The sequence below is a fragment of the Williamsia sterculiae genome, assembly GCF_900156495.1.
Taxonomy (GTDB): Bacteria; Actinomycetota; Actinomycetes; order Mycobacteriales; family Mycobacteriaceae; genus Williamsia_B; species Williamsia_B sterculiae.
Map to the genome: position 1 here is coordinate 48,656 of NZ_FTNT01000006.1, position 14,701 is coordinate 63,356.

Below are 14,701 nucleotides of genomic sequence, written 5' to 3' on the forward strand. Positions count from 1 at the left end.
CCGACGCGTCCGCCGTACCGACGCCGACAAGGGTATCCCGTGAGCCGGTGAGACCACCGTCACGGGCGGTGAACGTCTCCTGTCCGGTTCACCTCGCCGCCGTCCAGCAGGTCACACAGTTCGGGCAGCCATGCCGTGTCGGCCGGTACCACCTCGCCGGCGTCGGCGAGGCGACGCAGGTCGTCGCCATCGACCCAGCACAGGGCACGATGATCCAGCGGTCGCGGGGTTCCCGTGACGAGCTCGGCCCGCAGGGCGACGAGGATGAGGTCGGCGGTGAGCGGTACCCGCGCGGTGAGCGGCGCCCCGGGCGCTACCTCCACCCCGAGCTCCTCGCGCAACTCGCGGACCAGGGCCTGCACCGGCGTCTCACCCGTCTCGACCTTTCCGCCGGGCAGTTCCCACAGTCCGGCGACCGGTGCCGGACGGTCCCGCTGGGCGAGCAACAACCGACCGTCGACCATCACCGCCCCCGCGACGACCACCCTCATCCGCCGATCACCGCCACCCGCTCGGCGTCGAGTCCCACCCGCACCCGCGCGCCCACCGGCCCGTCGGCCACCGCATCGACCTCGGTGCACTCCCCCGCCCCGTCGGTTGCTCCCACCCCGACGAGGCGCACCCGCAACCGGAACCCGGTCGGCAGCGACACCACGCGGATCACCTCGGCGAGGACACCGGCCGGGTCGGCACCGCTCGCGGCGACCACCCGTAGCGACTCCGGCCGCAGACCCAGCTGAACCGGGCCGTCCGCCCGGTCGACCGGCAGCGCACCGAATCGAGTGGTCGCCAGCCCGTCGCGGACGTCGGCATCGACGATGGCGGTGCACCCCAGGAACTCCGCAACCCACGGGTCGCGTGGGCGTCGCCACAGCTCGTCGGGCGGCAACACCTGCACGATGCCTCCGTCGCGCATCACCGCGATGCGGTCCGCCATCGCCGCCGCCTCGGAGTGGTCGTGGGTGACGAGGACGGTGGGGGTACCGGTCGCCTGCAGGATGTCGCGGATCTCCGCGGCGAGCTCATCGCGCAACCGCCGATCCAGGGCCGACAACGGTTCGTCGAGCAGCAGCAGTCGCGGTCGCGGCGCGAGCGCCCTGGCCAGCGCCACCCGCTGGGCTTGACCACCCGACAGGGCGGTCGCGGGTCGGTCGCGCAACACGGTCAGGCGGGTGAGGGTCAACAGTTCGTCCACCCGAGCGGCGATGTCGCGTCGCGACCACCGCCGGGCTCGCAGGCCGTAGGCGATGTTGCGGGACACCGTCTGCGACTCGAAGAGCTGTCCGGTCTGGAACACCACACCGAAATCACGGCGGTGCGGCGGCACGCGGCTCACATCCTGACCGTCGAACCGGATCCGACCGGTGTGCAGGGTCTCCAGGCCCGCGATGGCCCGGATGAGAGTGGACTTGCCGCAGCCCGACGGCCCGAGGAGCGCCGTCGCCGAGGCCGCACCCGTCGCCGGGACGCCGACCGGCACGTGGAGGGTGAGATCGTGCAGGACGGTCTGGGATCCGTAGTCGACCCGCACACCGTCGATGTCGAGTCCGTTCCGCTCGGCCATCACAGGTCCGGCTCCCCCACCGAGCGCAACATCTCGACCATCGCCACCACCGCGAAGGTCACCGCCCCCAGCAGCACCGAACACGCCATCGCCGTGGCCAGGTTGGCGGCGCCGGGTTTACCCAACGCCGACCCGATCAGCACCGGGACGGTCACCGTTCCCGGACGGGTCAGGAACCCGGTGGCGCCGAACTCACCGAGGGCCATGACGAATGCGAAACCGGTCGCCACGCCCAGGGCCCGGCGGATCAGCGGCAGGTCGACGGTGCACCAGACGCGGAGCGGCCCGGCACCCAACGTCGCCGCCGCGGCGCGCAGTTCGTCGGGCACCAGTCCGATCGCCGGCACCAGCATCCGGTAGACCACCGGGATCGCGATCAGCGCCTGCACCACGGGGATGATCGCCGGTGACCGCGACACCACCGACGGCACACCGGCCAACACGATCAGATAACCGAAGCCCACCGTCACCGCGCTGACGCCGAGCGGCAGCAGGGTCACCACCCCGCCGACCCCGGCCACCCAGCGCGGCGATCGGGTCAGCACCAGGGCGGTCAGCAGTCCCACCACCAGCGCCAACAGCGCTGCCCAGCAGGCACTGACCAGCGAATACCGCATCGACTGCAGGGGTGTCTGCCCGTTCACCGCGACGTCGAGCGCACGGTATCCGACCAGCGTCCACTCACCACCGACCGTCGGTCGCAGCGACCGCAGCACCAGCACCACCGGCGGACCCAGCAGCACCGCCCCCGCCCACAACCCGGCCGCGATCACCGGCAGCCAACCACGACCGTGGGGACGGACCCTGCCTGCCGCTCGCGCGGTTCGCGACGTCGGACGCGCCGGGACCAGGAGACGGATGAGCAGCACCACCGCGAACACCACCAGGATCTGCAACATCGAGACGGCGACCGCGGCCGGTAGGTCGAAGTAGCTGATGGCCTGCGTGTAGATCTCTGTCTCCAGCGTCCGCACCCGACCGTCGCCGAGAACCAACACCACGCCGAAACTGGTCGAGCAGAACAGGAACACCAACGCCGCCGATGACGCCAGCGCGGGCAGCAGCCGCGGTGCGACGACGGTGACGAAGGCCCGCATCGGGGAGGCACCCGACGTACGCGCGGCCTGTTCGGCCCGTGGGTCGAGCGACGCCCAGGTCGCCGCGACCACCCGCACCACCACCGCGACGTTGAGGAAGGCGTGCGCGGCCAGGATCGCGAGCAGGGTGCCGTCGAGGTGCAGGAAGCCCAACGGACCGCCCACCCCGAGCAGCGCCCGGAACGCGATGCCGACCACCACGGTGGGCAGCACGAACGGCACGGTCACCACGATCATCAACACGCGCGAACCGGGGACGTCCACCCGGGCGACCAACCACACGATGGGTGCGGCCACGACCACGGTGACCACCGTGGACGCCGCCGCCTGGCCGAGGGTGGCACCGAGCAGCGACCACGCGTCGTCGCGGTCCAGCAGTTCGCCGAGATGACCACGGGGACCGCCCGCCGAGCCGAAGGCCCGCGCGACCAGCGCCACCACCGGCCAGCCGAAGAACACCGCGAGGAAGACGGCCGGCACCGCGCCGAGCAGCGGCAGACCGGTGTGTCGGCGCAGCACCGGGGCGCGTCGGCCGGGGTGCGCCGTGGTCAGCGGCCCATCACCGTTCGCCACTGCTGCTGCCACTGTTCCCGGTTGTCACTGATCTGCTGCTCGGGCAGGCTCAGCGGTTTCTGCGGTGCCGGGGCGAACTTCGCCCAACTGTCGGGCAGCGGCACGCCGTCCTGGACGGGGTACACGTAGTCGTTCTCGGGTAACGCACGCTGCACGGCGTCGCTGAGCAGGAAGTCGACGGCCTTCCGGGCACCCGCGGTGTTGCCCGCCCCGCGCAACACACCGGCGTATTCGACCTGCCGGAAGCAACCGTCGAGTAGCGCGGTGGTGGCGGTGTTGTCCGCGGGTGACGACGAGTACGACACCACTATCGGCTTGGGACCCTTGCCCTCGGCACCGGAGAATTCCTGGTTGTACGCGGTCTCCCACCCGGAGACGATCTGCACGTCGTTGGCCCGCAGCTTGCCCCAGTACGCCTGCCAGTCGCCGGGGTGGGCGGCGATGGTCGCGAACAGGAAGGCGAGACCCGGTGACGAGGTTGCCGGGTCGAGGGCCACCATCTGACCCCTGTAGCGAGGGTCGGTGAGCTGTTCGATGGTCGTCGGCGGGGTCTGACCGCGTTGCCGGTACCAGGCCGGATCCACGTTGACGCAGACGTCCGAGTGGTCGATCGCGGTCAGTTCACCGCCGTTTCCGTACGTGTAATCCGCCGCGCCCGTGGTCGCGGTGGCCGGGGTGTACGGGTCCAGCGCCCCGGCCTTGATCGGGCGGGACGCGAAGGTGTTGTCGATGCCGTACACCGCGTCGGCCTTGGGTTTGCCGGGAGTCAACGAGATGGCCGAGGCCAGCTGTCCGGCGTCGCCGGAGGTCACCAGCTGCAGGGTCAGGCCGGTCTGTTTGGTGAACTCGTCCAGCACCGGCTGCGGGAGCACGAACGAGTCATGGGTGAGCAGGGTGACCTTGGTGTCGGTGGCGGTATCGGTCTCCCCGCAGCCCGAGGCGGCGGCCGCGGCCAGGACCGCCGCCAGCCCGACGACGACGGCGCGAACCGGGAGCGAGCGGGTTCGTTGGTTCCGGTGACGAGACAGCACGGTGTGTCCTCTAGTCGCGGTGCACGGTCACTGGCGATCTAACCAGCCGCACACCCGGGTGTTCTCGAGCAGATGGCGCGGAATCGGCGCGGTGGGTGCCGGGCGGTGACAGCATGGCGGGATGGCGACGGTGTTGACACCCGACGAGATCGACGACGCTCTGCAGACCCTGAACGCACGAGGCGGTCCGGACTGGACACTGGCCGACGACGCGCTACACCGGACGGTGTCGGCCGAATCGTTCCCCGCCGCGCTCGAGCTGGTGGTCGCCGTGGGGCGGGAGGCGGAGGACCGTGACCACCATCCCGACATCGACATCCGCTGGCGGGACGTGACCTTCCACCTCAGCACCCACTCCGAGGGCGGGGTGACGTCGGCCGACGTCGAACTCGCGGCCACGATCGACGGGATCGCCGCGCAGTATGCCGCCTGATGACCCTTCCCCCGGAACAGTCTCGTAACAATTACATCACGTGTCACATCTGTCACATGCGCAACAGGCTACGGTCCCAGAGCGGCGTCGGCGGGTGAGACCCACGCTCGTCGACCTCGCGCCGTGGCCTGCCTTCGTGCGAGAGTGATGCGGTGGATCGCGCCGGCACGTCGGCGGACCGGACAACGAATGATGGGAATCACAGTGCGTTTTGGCGGAACCGACCTCACTGGACGACCGGACGGAGCGCGACGACCGAACGGGTCCGCACGGTCGGCGCGACGCCTGCGCGGGGGGACCACGACGGTCGCGGCCCTCGCCGTCGCCGCGGGCGCATTCCTCGCCGGAGCGGGGACCGCAGAGGCCGCACCGGCCACCACACCAGCCGTTCCCAAGGTCGATCAGCAGATGCTCGACTCGTTCGGCGCCTTCGTCCCGGCGCTCATCGGGTCGGTGAGCACACCCGGTCCCGACGGCAAGGTGAACGCGCAGCTCATCAACGAGGCCACCAGCATCGTCCGGCAGAACGATCTGCCGCCGCAGGTCCGCGCCACCTGGGACAAGGTGGTCGGCTTCCTCAACGGGACCAGCCCACAGGTCGCCAAACGGCCGGCCGCAGGCCCCGAGATCCCCACCGGGCCCAACAAGCCGGTCATCCAGCAATTCCTCTACCCCACGATCGGTGTGGGCTGCCTGCCCAACGGGAACTCGGTGGGCACCGCACTGGTGACCGCCGGCCCGCAGCAGGCGCCTGCCCCCGGCCCCAAGGCGGGCCAGCTGGGCTACGTCTACACCAGCCTGGGCACCGGCCCGGCCCTGAACAACCAGCGCCGACAACTGTTGGCCAACTGGATCAACATCGACAACGGCCGTACCGGGCAGTTGCAGCTGCGGCGCAACGATCGCATCAACGCCGCGACCGGCCCCGGCACCTTCACCGGTATCGCCACCACCGGTAAGGGCCGGGTGATCTCGGTGATCTACGGCGACGTCACGACCGACAACAAGGGCAAGCCGCTGAGCTGCACCATCGTCCCGACCGTGGGTCTGGCGAACGCCTGACCCGAGAACCGGGCCCCGCCCCCGGTAGCCCGACCCCAGAAGCCGTGCCCCCTCGTCGGGCGCGGCTTCTGCTTTTGCTCGCACCCGGGCCGGATCCGTAACAGCCTCTCGCTCTTCTGATCCCAAATTCGTCACGACCGCCTCCGCGAGTTGTGCCCGCGACGAGCTGCGTGCTTATGTATTGACCACATCAGTCACTTTTGCCACCTGTGTCCCAAATCGGACATCCCGCTCGGGGTGAGCCGTCGCGACCACTCGGTGGCGGCGGCGTCGAGGAGAGACATGACAGGCACACAGTGGACCGAGCGATCGGGTCGGGCACGCTCACGCCGGGGCACCGGTGCGCGTATGCGGACCGCCACAGCAGCACTCGCGGTCACGGCCGCGAGCTGCCTCGCGCTGGGCACCGCCCAGGCGAGCGCCGCACCCACCGCACCATCACCGGCCACCGGTTCCACGTTCGCCGCGACACCGGCCACCTCGGCCCTGGTGTCGGCGCTGGCCGAGCTCACCTCTGGCGGGGGTGACAAAGCCGCCATCGCCGCCGCCCGCGCACTGCTGGGTCAGGCGGGCCAGGTGCCGGTCGCCACCACCGCGGACACCGCTGCCGGGGCCACCCCGGCCGCGTCGCCGACCGATCTGATCGGCCTGCTGAACACCGCGAACACCACCCTGCGCGCCCTGGGCATCCAGCCGATGCTCAACCCGTCGGCCGCTCTCAACTGCACCGCCCCCACCGCCGACAACCCGTTCGGCCTGGTCCCCGCGGTGTCGGGCGCCGTCCCGGGTCCGTGGTCGGCGCCGGGTGTCGCACTGCCGACCGTGGCGGGTATCGATCCCAACGTGGTCAAGGACGGCCAGACGCTCTACGGCTTCGTCCCCGCGGGCATCACGACCGACGGCACGGCCAAGGGGATGCAGGTCGCCTGGTTCAACGTGAACACCTTCAAGGGTGGCTTCGCCGACATGGGCAAGGTCGGGACCACCCTGGTCGACGCGTGGCTGGCCAAGGTGCCCGCCAACCTCCCCTTCCGGGATCAGATCAAGGCTGCACTGTCGTCGCTGGTCACCAAGGTCGACGTGACCCCCGGCGTCCGGCTCGCACCGGTCGACACCGGCCACGGAACCGTGTTGTCCGCGGTCTACGGCACCGTGCAGAACGGCAACCGCAGCTGCTTCTTCTTCCCGATGGTCGGACTGGTGAAGGCGTGACGCTTCGCACCACCCGATTCACCCTCGCGGCGGCCGGCACCTTGCTGGTCGCCGCGGTGGCCCTCCCGACCGGGACCGCCTCGGCGGCCCCGACGGACACCTCGGGAACCGTCTTCGCGAATCAACAGCTCACCCAGGACAAGCAGATCCAGGGTGCGAGCAGCGCATACCGGTACACCTTCTGGAGCAAGGACTCCGACAAGGCGGACCACCTGAGCAGCGGGACCGTGTTCCTGCCCGACGGCAACGCACCCGCGGGTGGTTTCCCGGTGATCTCGTGGAGCAAAGGCGCCGACGGTATCGCCGACAAGTGCGCGCCATCGCTGTCCGGCCCTCAGGGCGACGCACCGCTGCTGTCGCACTGGCTGCAGGCCGGTTACGCGGTGGTCTCCACCGACTACGCCGGGGTGGGTACCGGCGCACCGAAGTTCGTCGACGGTCGCACCGCGGCGCGCACCGTGGTCGACGGGCTGCGTGCCGCCCACGACATCTCCCCGTCCCTGTCGTCGAAGTACGTGATGGTCGGGCAGTCGCAGGGCGCCACCGTGGCGATGAACCTCGCGGCGCACCACGACGACTGGGCCGCCGGGGGTCTGGACTACCGCGGCACCGTCGCCACCGGCGTCCCCGCCCACTTCGACCAACTGTTGTTGAACATCGTTCCCGGCCTGCCGCTCGCGCTGCCCGCGGGGATGACCGCCAACGCGCTCTTCCTGCTGGCCGCGGTCCGCGCGGGGCATCCGGACCTCAAGGTGGACGCCGCCCTGACCGACAGTGGCAAGGCGTGGCTCGACCGCGCCACCACCGAGTGTGGCGACCAGCTCCAGCGCGAGGTCGCCGGGCTGCCGTTGGGCACCCTCGTCTCCGACCCGTTGTCGACGGTGCAGGGACTACCGACGCTGCTGTCGCAGTACGTCGCGGTCCCGAGTGGCGGTTTCGACAAGCCGGTACTGGTCGGCCAGGGTCTGACCGACACCACCGTGGTGCTGCCGTTCACCCTGGGCTATCTCAACGTGATCCGGATGAACCGGCAGGTCACGGTGAACACGTTCGCCGGCGGACACGACTCCACCCCCGGCGATCTGCAGTCCGCCGCCACCGCGTTCGTCAACCGGGTGATGCGCTGAACCCAGGTCACTCGGTGCGGGTGGGCGGCGGATCGATGGCCGCACCCGCACCGGGTGGCCGACCGGTCGTCCGACGCGCACCGGCGCGATTGCGCAGCCGCTTCATCCCCGGCACCCCGATCAACGCGCGACGAACGTCTTTGGTGACGCCGACCAGTTCGGCGATGTTGGGACCGAGGTTCTGCAGGGTGTTCATCACCGGCACCGAGTGCTCGGCGGTCAGCGCGATCAGATCCGGCAGTTGATCGATGAGGTGCTCGAGTGCGGCCCGCACCTCGTCGTCATCCAGTTCAGCCGTCAACTGCTGCACGGTGGGTCGCAACACGTCGACCAGCGGGGTCATCGTCGACGTGGCGCCCTGTGCGTCGTCGACGACCGCCTCCGCGCGATCGAGCAGGTAATTCGCGCGATCGGCGAGACCGTTGACGTTGTCGGCCACCTCGCGCACACCGCCGAGCACCAACTCCAACTGCTCCAGCAACCGCAGCATCCGCAACGGCAGGCCCACCAGCTGGTTGGTCGTCTCCATCCCCACCATCACGCTCTGCCGGATGAAGTCCGAGGTCAGCGCGGTCAACGACGGTTGCCCATGCGACGGCGGGCCGGGATCACCGAGGTCGTGGCGCTCCGACATGACCCACAGCCTAGTCGTCGGGCGCCGTCCGGGCCCGGTCGGTGATCAGCTGTGACAGCATCTCCCGCATGCCATCCCGCCGCCCGCACCGACGTCGCGTGACCACTGGCGCGGCGGTGTTCACCGCCGCGTCCGCGGTGCTGGTGCTGGCCGGCGCGGCGCACCGTCGTGCCGCGGTGGCCCTGGTGAAACCGATCCCGATGCTGATCCTGGGTGCCCGGGTGGTCCACGGGCTACGACGTCGGCGCCCGGTCGACACCGCGCTGCTGATCGGCGCCGTCGCGTTCTCGATGACCGGTGACCGGATGATGTACGCGGAGGAGTTCGCGTCCGATCCCGAGGTCGCCGACCGACGCCTCCGCGACGGCGCGCTCGCCTTCACCGCCGCACACCTCTGCTACCTGACGCTGGCCCGACGCCGCGGCGGACGGGTCACCCGTTCCGGGCTCCTGCGGCGCGCACCCGTGCTGATCGAGACGTCCGCCGTGGTCGCCGTCCGCCGCCCCGAGATCCTGCCGGTGCTCAGCGGGTACGGGCCGACACTGGCATCGATGTCGGCGATGGCCGCGACCGTCCCTGCCTGCCGACCGGGAGGTGCCCTGTTCCTCGTTTCGGACGCGGTCCTCATCAACCGGCGTCATCTGCTGCGGGGACGCCGCGCCCGCGGCGCGGCCGAGGCGGTGGTGCTGAGTACCTACTGCGCCGCGCAATGGTGGTTGGCGACCGGCCTCGACCCCGCGTGCCCGGGGTGGTCCGTCTAGCCCGCGGCCCTACGGACGGGAGCCTGCAGGTCGTCCATCGCCTCGAGTTCCATCCCCTTCGTCTCCGGCACCTTGAACTGCACGAACAGGAACGACGCGGCGGCGCAGAACGCGAAGAATCCATAGATCCAGGCCAGACCGATCGAACTGTTCAGCTCTGGGAACAGGAGGGTGATGGCGAAGTTCGCGACCCAGTTGGCGGCGGTACAGACACCGAGGGCGACGCCGCGCAGCCGGTTGGGGAACATCTCACCGAGCATGACCCAGAGGATCGGTCCCCAGGTCGCCGCGAACGCGATGACGAACAGGTTGGCACCGATCAGGGCGATCACACCCCACGGATCCGGGAGGGTGATCTTGTCGCCCGAGCCGATCTGCTGGGTGAACGCGACGCAGGCCAGCAGCAGACCGACGAACATCCCGACGGAACCGATGAGCAACATCCGCCGCCGTCCGAAACGGTCGACGAAGAGGATCGACCCGAACGTCATGACCACGTTGATGACCGCGGTGATCACCGAGGTCTTGAACGAGTCGGATTCGGAGAAGCCCACCGACGACCACAGGGTCGTCGAGTAGTAGAAGATCGCGTTGATGCCGACGAACTGTTGGAACACGGCCAGCCAGATGCCCACCCAGACGAACGGGTGCAGACCGAACGAGGGCCCGCGGATGTCGCGGATCGAGGCCTTGGATTCGCGGACCAGGGTCAGCCGGATCTCCTTGACCCGCTCCAGCGGGTTCTGCTCACCGGTCACCTCGGTGAGGATGCGCGCGGCCTCCTCGTCGAGGTGGTTGCCCACCAGGTACCGAGGTGACTCGGGGATCAGGAGGGCCAGCACACCGTAGATGACCGCCGGGATGACCCCGACCAGGAACATCCACCGCCAGGCTTCCACGCCCAGCCACAACGTGTTCGCCGCCGCACCCGCACTGTCCTGCAGCAGGCTGTCGGACAGCAGCGCGATGAAGATACCGATCGTGATGGCCAGCTGCTGCAGTGAACCCAGCGCTCCACGGAACCTGGCCGGCGCGATCTCGGCGATGTAGGCGGGCGCGATCACCGACGCGATACCGATGCCCAAGCCACCGAGAACGCGCCAGAACAGAAGGTCGCCGAGCGAGAAGCAGAAGGCGGTGCCGATCGACGAGGCGACGAACAGCAGGGAACCCAGCAGCATCACCCGCTTGCGCCCCCACACGTCGGCCAACCGGCCGGCGAACCACGCGCCGACCGCGCACCCGAGCAGCGCGATGGCGACCGCGAATCCGGTGACGAACTCGGAGAGGGCGAAGTGGCCCTTGATCGAGTCCACCGCACCGTTGACCACGGAGCTGTCGAAGCCGAAGAGGAAACCGCCGACCGCGGCGGCGACCGTGACCCCCAACACCTTTCCCAGGTGTGCGTCGGCGTTCGCCGCGGAGTTCGCCTGCCGGGGGGATCCCGGACCTCCCGACCCATCCGGGTCTCGTGGTCCATCCGCGTCATGTGGCACGGAACGCTCGGTCATGGCCTACCTCCGCCTCTCCCCCACCTGCGATGTCGCGCGTGACCTTACTCTCCCGTCAGTTCGCCATCCCGTCGGATCACCACGCGGGTCGTCGCGTCATCTCCGCCACGCGCGACACAGTCTCCCCGGTGGATACGCCGAATCGGACGGGCGGGACCTATCGTGTGGACATGCCGTCTACCGTGTCTCGCGACGCCTACTACGAGACCGGACTCGTCGTCCTCTCCGAGCTGGGTTTCGGGGGTTTCAAGCTGGCCGAGGTGTGTCGCCGACTCGAGGTCACCACGGGGTCCTTCTATCACTACTTCCGGAACTGGTCGGCCTACACCGCCGGCCTCGTGGAGTTCTGGCGGGCCCGTCGGGTCGCCGCCCTGGACGACGACGTTCGCCCCGAATCGGATCCGCGAGCGCGGATCGGCCGGATGATCGCGGTGAGTCTCCGCCAACCGTCCGGTACCGACGGCGCCATCCGGGTGTGGAGTCAGATCGACCCGCGGATTCGCGAAACCCAGACACAGGTGGACGAGGCGCGTCAGGAGATCCTGCGGTCCGCCGCGCAGCAGGTCCTCGGCGACGCGCGGCAGGCCGAACTGGTGGCCGAATGGGCGATGTATTTGCTGATCGGCCACGAGCAGACCAGCCTGAGCCCGGACCAGGCGGGCCTCGAATGGCTTCTCGACCAACTCCTCGCCGCGCTGGACAGCGGTGGTTTCACCGACGTCCCCGCCCGGATCAGCGCCTCGACGTCTGCCGACGCGAACCTGGTGGATCGGTCCACCTCCGACCCGCGCGCCGCGCTCTAGACTTCTCCCATGCCCGGACCGCTGCACATCGCTCAGGAACCCCGCGCCGACGAGTTGCTGTCGAGCGATCCGTTCGCGCTGTTGGCGGGCATGCTCCTCGACCAGCAGTTCCCGATGGAGCGTGCGTTCGCAGGCCCGTTGAAGGTGCTCGACCGATTCGGCACCCTCGACCCGGCGGCCATCGCCACCGCCGACCCGGACTCCTTTGCCGATGTGTGCTCCACCCCACCGGCCATCCACCGCTACGGACGCTCGATGGCCGGCCGGTTACAGGCCCTGGCTTCGGTGGTCGTCGATCAGTACGAGGGAGACACCGAACGGATCTGGACCGAGGCCACCTCGGGTGCCGACCTGGTCGCGCGGTTGAAGGCACTCCCCGGTTTCGGCGACGCGAAGGCGAAGATCTTCGCGGCACTGCTGGCCAAACAGCGCGACATCACCCCCAGGGGATGGCAGTCCGCGGTCGGCGACTACGGCAAGAAGGGGTTTCGTTCCGTCGCCGACGTGGTCGATAGCGAGTCGCTGACCAAGGTGCGCGAGTTCAAGAAGGCGCAGAAGGCGAAGGCCAAGGCTCCCGTCACGAAGTGACCCAGGAGCCCCGTCACGAAGTGATTCCGGCCGACGGCCATCCTGCCGAGATGTGATCCATGCCTCTGTCCATGCCCTAGGCTGATGGCATGGACACCAGCGCAGTCGTCGGACTGCCCTTTCGGATCGGTTTCGCGATCACCGGGGTGGCGTTGGCGACCGTCGAATCCGGTATCACCATCGCGCGTCTCGCCGTCGACAACGTCGAGCGGGAGGTCACCGCGGCCCTGGGCGGATACGACTCCGACGTCGTCGCCACGCGGTCCCCGCTGTCCATGCTCAATTACGTCGCCGAGCTGTTCAACGAGGACCGTCCGCTGGGTCTGCTGCTGGCCCGTGGCGGTGCCGTCGACCGGTTGGTGGCACCCGGAGGCGTCGTCGACCGGCTCACCGCACGTGACGGCATCCTCGACAAGATGACCGAGGAAGGGGGACTCCTCGATCAGATCACCGAGGACGGGGGCATCCTCATCCGGCTCACCGCCAAGGGGGGTCCGTTGGATCGTCTGACCCGTCCCGGCGGCGTGGTCGACCAGTTCACCGAGAACGAGGGCATCCTGGAGCGTCTGACCAGCGAAGGCGGCGTGGTGGACAAACTCACCGCGAGTGACGGGGTGTTGGAGAAGATCACGGCCGAGGGCGGGTTGCTCGATCGTCTGGTGGTCGAGGAGGGTCTGCTCGACCAACTTCTCGGGCAGGGCGGTGCCGTGGAGCGGGCCATCGCCCCGGACGGTCCGTTGGACCGGATCACCGAGCTCACCGAGGTGATCAGCCATCTGGCCCCCAACCTGGTCAAGATGGGTGACACCGTGGATGAATTGGGCGAAGCGGTCGACCTGCTGAACAGCGCCGTGGCCCCCCTCGGCGAGCTGGCCGGCCGACTGCCCAAGCGATTGGTGCGAGCGAAACCACCGAGCCAATCCACCGATCCGCAACTGAACCCCGCCCTCAACGGACACGAGCACCGCCACGAACACTGACGGCCGATCCCTCACACCAAACTGTCGAGGGCCCGTTCCAGTGCGGCGACATATCGCGCGAACACCGGTCGCGCCGCGGCCCCGCCGAGGACCGACACGGTGACCGTGTCGCCGAGACCGTGTACCCCATGGGTCAGTGACTGCACCGGCGAGAGCGCCGGGAAACCCGCGGTGAAGGCGACCGGGGCACCCGCGAGCGTCAGGTCGGCCACCCCGCGATTCACCGACGACACCACGGTGTGTCCGGTGACGGTGTGGGGAACCACCGTCGGATCGAACTGACGCACCCCGAGCCGTAACAGCGCGGCGGGTACCGCACGGTTCACCGCGGCCTGTCGGGCGAAGACAGGATGCTCGCCGCGACGTCGGGCTCCGGCGAGGTCGGCGGCGATCAATCCCGCTCGTGTGTCGGCGTCGCCGACGTCGGTGTGCAGATCGATGCCGACGTTGCGGAAGTGGTTGCGCGCCGAACGCTCTCCGGGCTTTCCGACGGTCACCTCTGCCGACCAGTCGAATGTATCCGGTTCGACGGCGATGTCGCAGAGCGCGGCGCCGACCGCGGTCAGCGCACCCACCGTCACCGCGTGTCGTCCACCCATCCGCAGCAGGGCGGCGTCGCGCACGATGCAGTGCGCCCACCGCACCGAACCCGGGTCTGCATTGAACCCACTGCGCGGCCTCCCCGGCGTCGGGGTCGGGATCCGTTCGGCGGCGACATCGTCCCGATAGTGCGCGTCGGCGCGGGCCACCGTCCGACCACCGGCGAACAACCGGACCACCTGCCCCGGCATACGGCCGAGACCGCGAGCCGCGGCCGTCCACCGCCCGAGTCGTTCGTCGGTCACCGGTACGCCGGTGAGGTCACCACCGAACAGTGCTCGAGCGATGTCCGCGCTCACCCGCCCGTCGGCCGCGGCATGCGAGATCTGCAGCACCGCCACCGTTGCCGCACCGGACACCGTCGGGGTGCCGATCACTCCGGCGAACAGGTGCAGCCGCCACACCTGCCGTCGGGCGTCGAGTTGGTCGGCCATCATCCCGGTCACCGACCGCAGGCACTCGTCCCAGCCGAGATCGGTTGCGTGCACGACGATCTGCGACCGCTGCGGCACCCGGTCCACCCACCACGGGTGGTCGCAGGCACCGGGGACCTCGCAGACCACCTGTCCCAGTTCACCGATGCGGGCCGACCTGGCCAACAACTCGTCGGTGAGAGCCGAGTCGACGGCGCCGCGACCCGCGAAGCAGTACAGCAGGAACTGGTCATTGGGGATGCTCGCCGACATCCACAGGGTCTGGGCGTCGGTGGCGGTCAGCCGCTGCAC

The 14,701-nt window shown here is 69.5% G+C and carries 15 protein-coding genes; 8 read left to right on the forward strand and 7 right to left on the reverse strand.

Features of this window, described 5'->3' with window-relative positions; all coding sequences use genetic code 11:
- Window positions 1–59 precede the first annotated feature (59 nt).
- Genes BW971_RS11045 through BW971_RS11060 form a run of 4 tightly spaced genes read right to left on the reverse strand, consistent with a single transcriptional unit; the run spans window position 60 to window position 4,265 of the window.
- Entirely contained in the window at window positions 60–491 is a 432-nt protein-coding gene (locus BW971_RS11045; protein WP_076479502.1) for a (deoxy)nucleoside triphosphate pyrophosphohydrolase, read from the reverse strand.
- Entirely contained in the window at window positions 488–1,564 is a 1,077-nt protein-coding gene (locus tag BW971_RS11050; protein WP_076479505.1) for an ABC transporter ATP-binding protein, read from the reverse strand. The genes BW971_RS11045 and BW971_RS11050 overlap by 4 nt, the downstream gene beginning before the upstream one ends.
- On the reverse strand, window positions 1,564–3,246 hold the full coding sequence (locus BW971_RS11055; protein ID WP_083709755.1) for an ABC transporter permease: 1,683 nt from the start codon (window positions 3,244–3,246) through the stop codon (window positions 1,564–1,566). Before BW971_RS11055 ends, BW971_RS11050 begins: the two co-directional genes overlap by 1 nt.
- Window positions 3,210–4,265: a thiamine ABC transporter substrate-binding protein gene (locus tag BW971_RS11060; RefSeq protein WP_076479507.1), complete on the reverse strand. Its 1,056-nt coding sequence runs from the start codon at window positions 4,263–4,265 to the stop codon at window positions 3,210–3,212. The genes BW971_RS11055 and BW971_RS11060 overlap by 37 nt, the downstream gene beginning before the upstream one ends.
- A 121-nt stretch (window positions 4,266–4,386) precedes the next feature.
- On the opposite strand from BW971_RS11060, the gene BW971_RS11065 reads away from it, so the two are divergent.
- The 4 genes from BW971_RS11065 to BW971_RS11080 all read left to right on the forward strand — a co-directional run bounded on the left by BW971_RS11065 (window position 4,387) and on the right by BW971_RS11080 (window position 8,099).
- Window positions 4,387–4,698, forward strand: coding sequence for a 4a-hydroxytetrahydrobiopterin dehydratase (locus tag BW971_RS11065; RefSeq protein WP_076479509.1), 312 nt, complete (start codon window positions 4,387–4,389; stop codon window positions 4,696–4,698).
- 285 nt (window positions 4,699–4,983) lie between these two features.
- Window positions 4,984–5,760, forward strand: a complete 777-nt coding sequence (locus BW971_RS11070; protein WP_076479822.1) for an Rv1157c family protein — start codon at window positions 4,984–4,986, stop codon at window positions 5,758–5,760.
- Between the two features lie 282 nt (window positions 5,761–6,042).
- The gene (locus tag BW971_RS11075; RefSeq protein ID WP_076479511.1) at window positions 6,043–6,972 is read left to right on the forward strand and encodes a hypothetical protein; all 930 of its coding nucleotides are present in this window, start codon (window positions 6,043–6,045) and stop codon (window positions 6,970–6,972) included.
- Window positions 6,969–8,099: an alpha/beta hydrolase gene (locus tag BW971_RS11080; protein ID WP_076479513.1), complete on the forward strand. Its 1,131-nt coding sequence runs from the start codon at window positions 6,969–6,971 to the stop codon at window positions 8,097–8,099. The genes BW971_RS11075 and BW971_RS11080 overlap by 4 nt, the downstream gene beginning before the upstream one ends.
- 7 nt (window positions 8,100–8,106) lie before the next feature.
- On the opposite strand, the gene BW971_RS11085 is transcribed toward BW971_RS11080, so the two are convergent.
- On the reverse strand, window positions 8,107–8,733 hold the full coding sequence (locus BW971_RS11085; RefSeq protein ID WP_076479514.1) for a hypothetical protein: 627 nt from the start codon (window positions 8,731–8,733) through the stop codon (window positions 8,107–8,109).
- Window positions 8,734–8,831: 98 nt separating this feature from the next.
- Between BW971_RS11085 and BW971_RS11090 the strand changes: the two genes are divergently transcribed.
- The gene (locus BW971_RS11090) at window positions 8,832–9,494 is read left to right on the forward strand and encodes a lysoplasmalogenase family protein (protein WP_234974358.1); all 663 of its coding nucleotides are present in this window, start codon (window positions 8,832–8,834) and stop codon (window positions 9,492–9,494) included.
- On the opposite strand, the gene BW971_RS11095 is transcribed toward BW971_RS11090, so the two are convergent.
- Window positions 9,491–11,005 carry a sugar porter family MFS transporter gene (locus tag BW971_RS11095; RefSeq protein WP_083709761.1) on the reverse strand — a complete coding sequence of 505 codons (1,515 nt, stop codon included), beginning with the start codon at window positions 11,003–11,005 and terminating at the stop codon, window positions 9,491–9,493. The two genes, BW971_RS11090 and BW971_RS11095, sit on opposite strands and share 4 nt — an antisense overlap.
- A 170-nt stretch (window positions 11,006–11,175) precedes the next feature.
- On the opposite strand from BW971_RS11095, the gene BW971_RS11100 reads away from it, so the two are divergent.
- From BW971_RS11100 to BW971_RS11110, 3 genes are all read left to right on the forward strand, one after another.
- Window positions 11,176–11,808 (forward strand): TetR/AcrR family transcriptional regulator, encoded by a 633-nt coding sequence (locus tag BW971_RS11100; protein ID WP_083709833.1) that lies wholly within the window; start codon window positions 11,176–11,178, stop codon window positions 11,806–11,808.
- A 9-nt stretch (window positions 11,809–11,817) separates the two neighbouring features.
- On the forward strand, window positions 11,818–12,396 hold the full coding sequence (locus tag BW971_RS11105) for an HhH-GPD-type base excision DNA repair protein (protein ID WP_076479518.1): 579 nt from the start codon (window positions 11,818–11,820) through the stop codon (window positions 12,394–12,396).
- Window positions 12,397–12,485: 89 nt separating this feature from the next.
- Window positions 12,486–13,376, forward strand: a complete 891-nt coding sequence (locus BW971_RS11110) for a hypothetical protein (protein ID WP_076479519.1) — start codon at window positions 12,486–12,488, stop codon at window positions 13,374–13,376.
- A gap of 11 nt (window positions 13,377–13,387) precedes the next feature.
- Here BW971_RS11110 and BW971_RS11115 read toward each other — a convergent pair whose 3' ends face one another.
- Window positions 13,388–14,701: a WS/DGAT domain-containing protein gene (locus BW971_RS11115; RefSeq protein ID WP_083709764.1), complete on the reverse strand. Its 1,314-nt coding sequence runs from the start codon at window positions 14,699–14,701 to the stop codon at window positions 13,388–13,390.

Bases quoted from the DNA above. Each gene is read 5' to 3' on its own strand.
- BW971_RS11045 (WP_076479502.1), bottom strand. From the start codon at position 491: ATGAGGGTGGTCGTCGCGGGGGCGGTGATGGTCGACGGTCGGTTGTTG.
- BW971_RS11050 (WP_076479505.1), bottom strand. From the start codon at position 1,564: ATGGCCGAGCGGAACGGACTCGACATCGACGGTGTGCGGGTCGACTAC.
- BW971_RS11065 (WP_076479509.1), top strand. From the start codon at position 4,387: ATGGCGACGGTGTTGACACCCGACGAGATCGACGACGCTCTGCAGACC.
- BW971_RS11075 (WP_076479511.1), top strand. From the start codon at position 6,043: ATGACAGGCACACAGTGGACCGAGCGATCGGGTCGGGCACGCTCACGC.
- BW971_RS11085 (WP_076479514.1), bottom strand. From the start codon at position 8,733: ATGTCGGAGCGCCACGACCTCGGTGATCCCGGCCCGCCGTCGCATGGG.
- BW971_RS11095 (WP_083709761.1), bottom strand. From the start codon at position 11,005: ATGACCGAGCGTTCCGTGCCACATGACGCGGATGGACCACGAGACCCG.
- BW971_RS11100 (WP_083709833.1), top strand. From the start codon at position 11,176: ATGCCGTCTACCGTGTCTCGCGACGCCTACTACGAGACCGGACTCGTC.
- BW971_RS11105 (WP_076479518.1), top strand. From the start codon at position 11,818: ATGCCCGGACCGCTGCACATCGCTCAGGAACCCCGCGCCGACGAGTTG.
- BW971_RS11110 (WP_076479519.1), top strand. From the start codon at position 12,486: ATGGACACCAGCGCAGTCGTCGGACTGCCCTTTCGGATCGGTTTCGCG.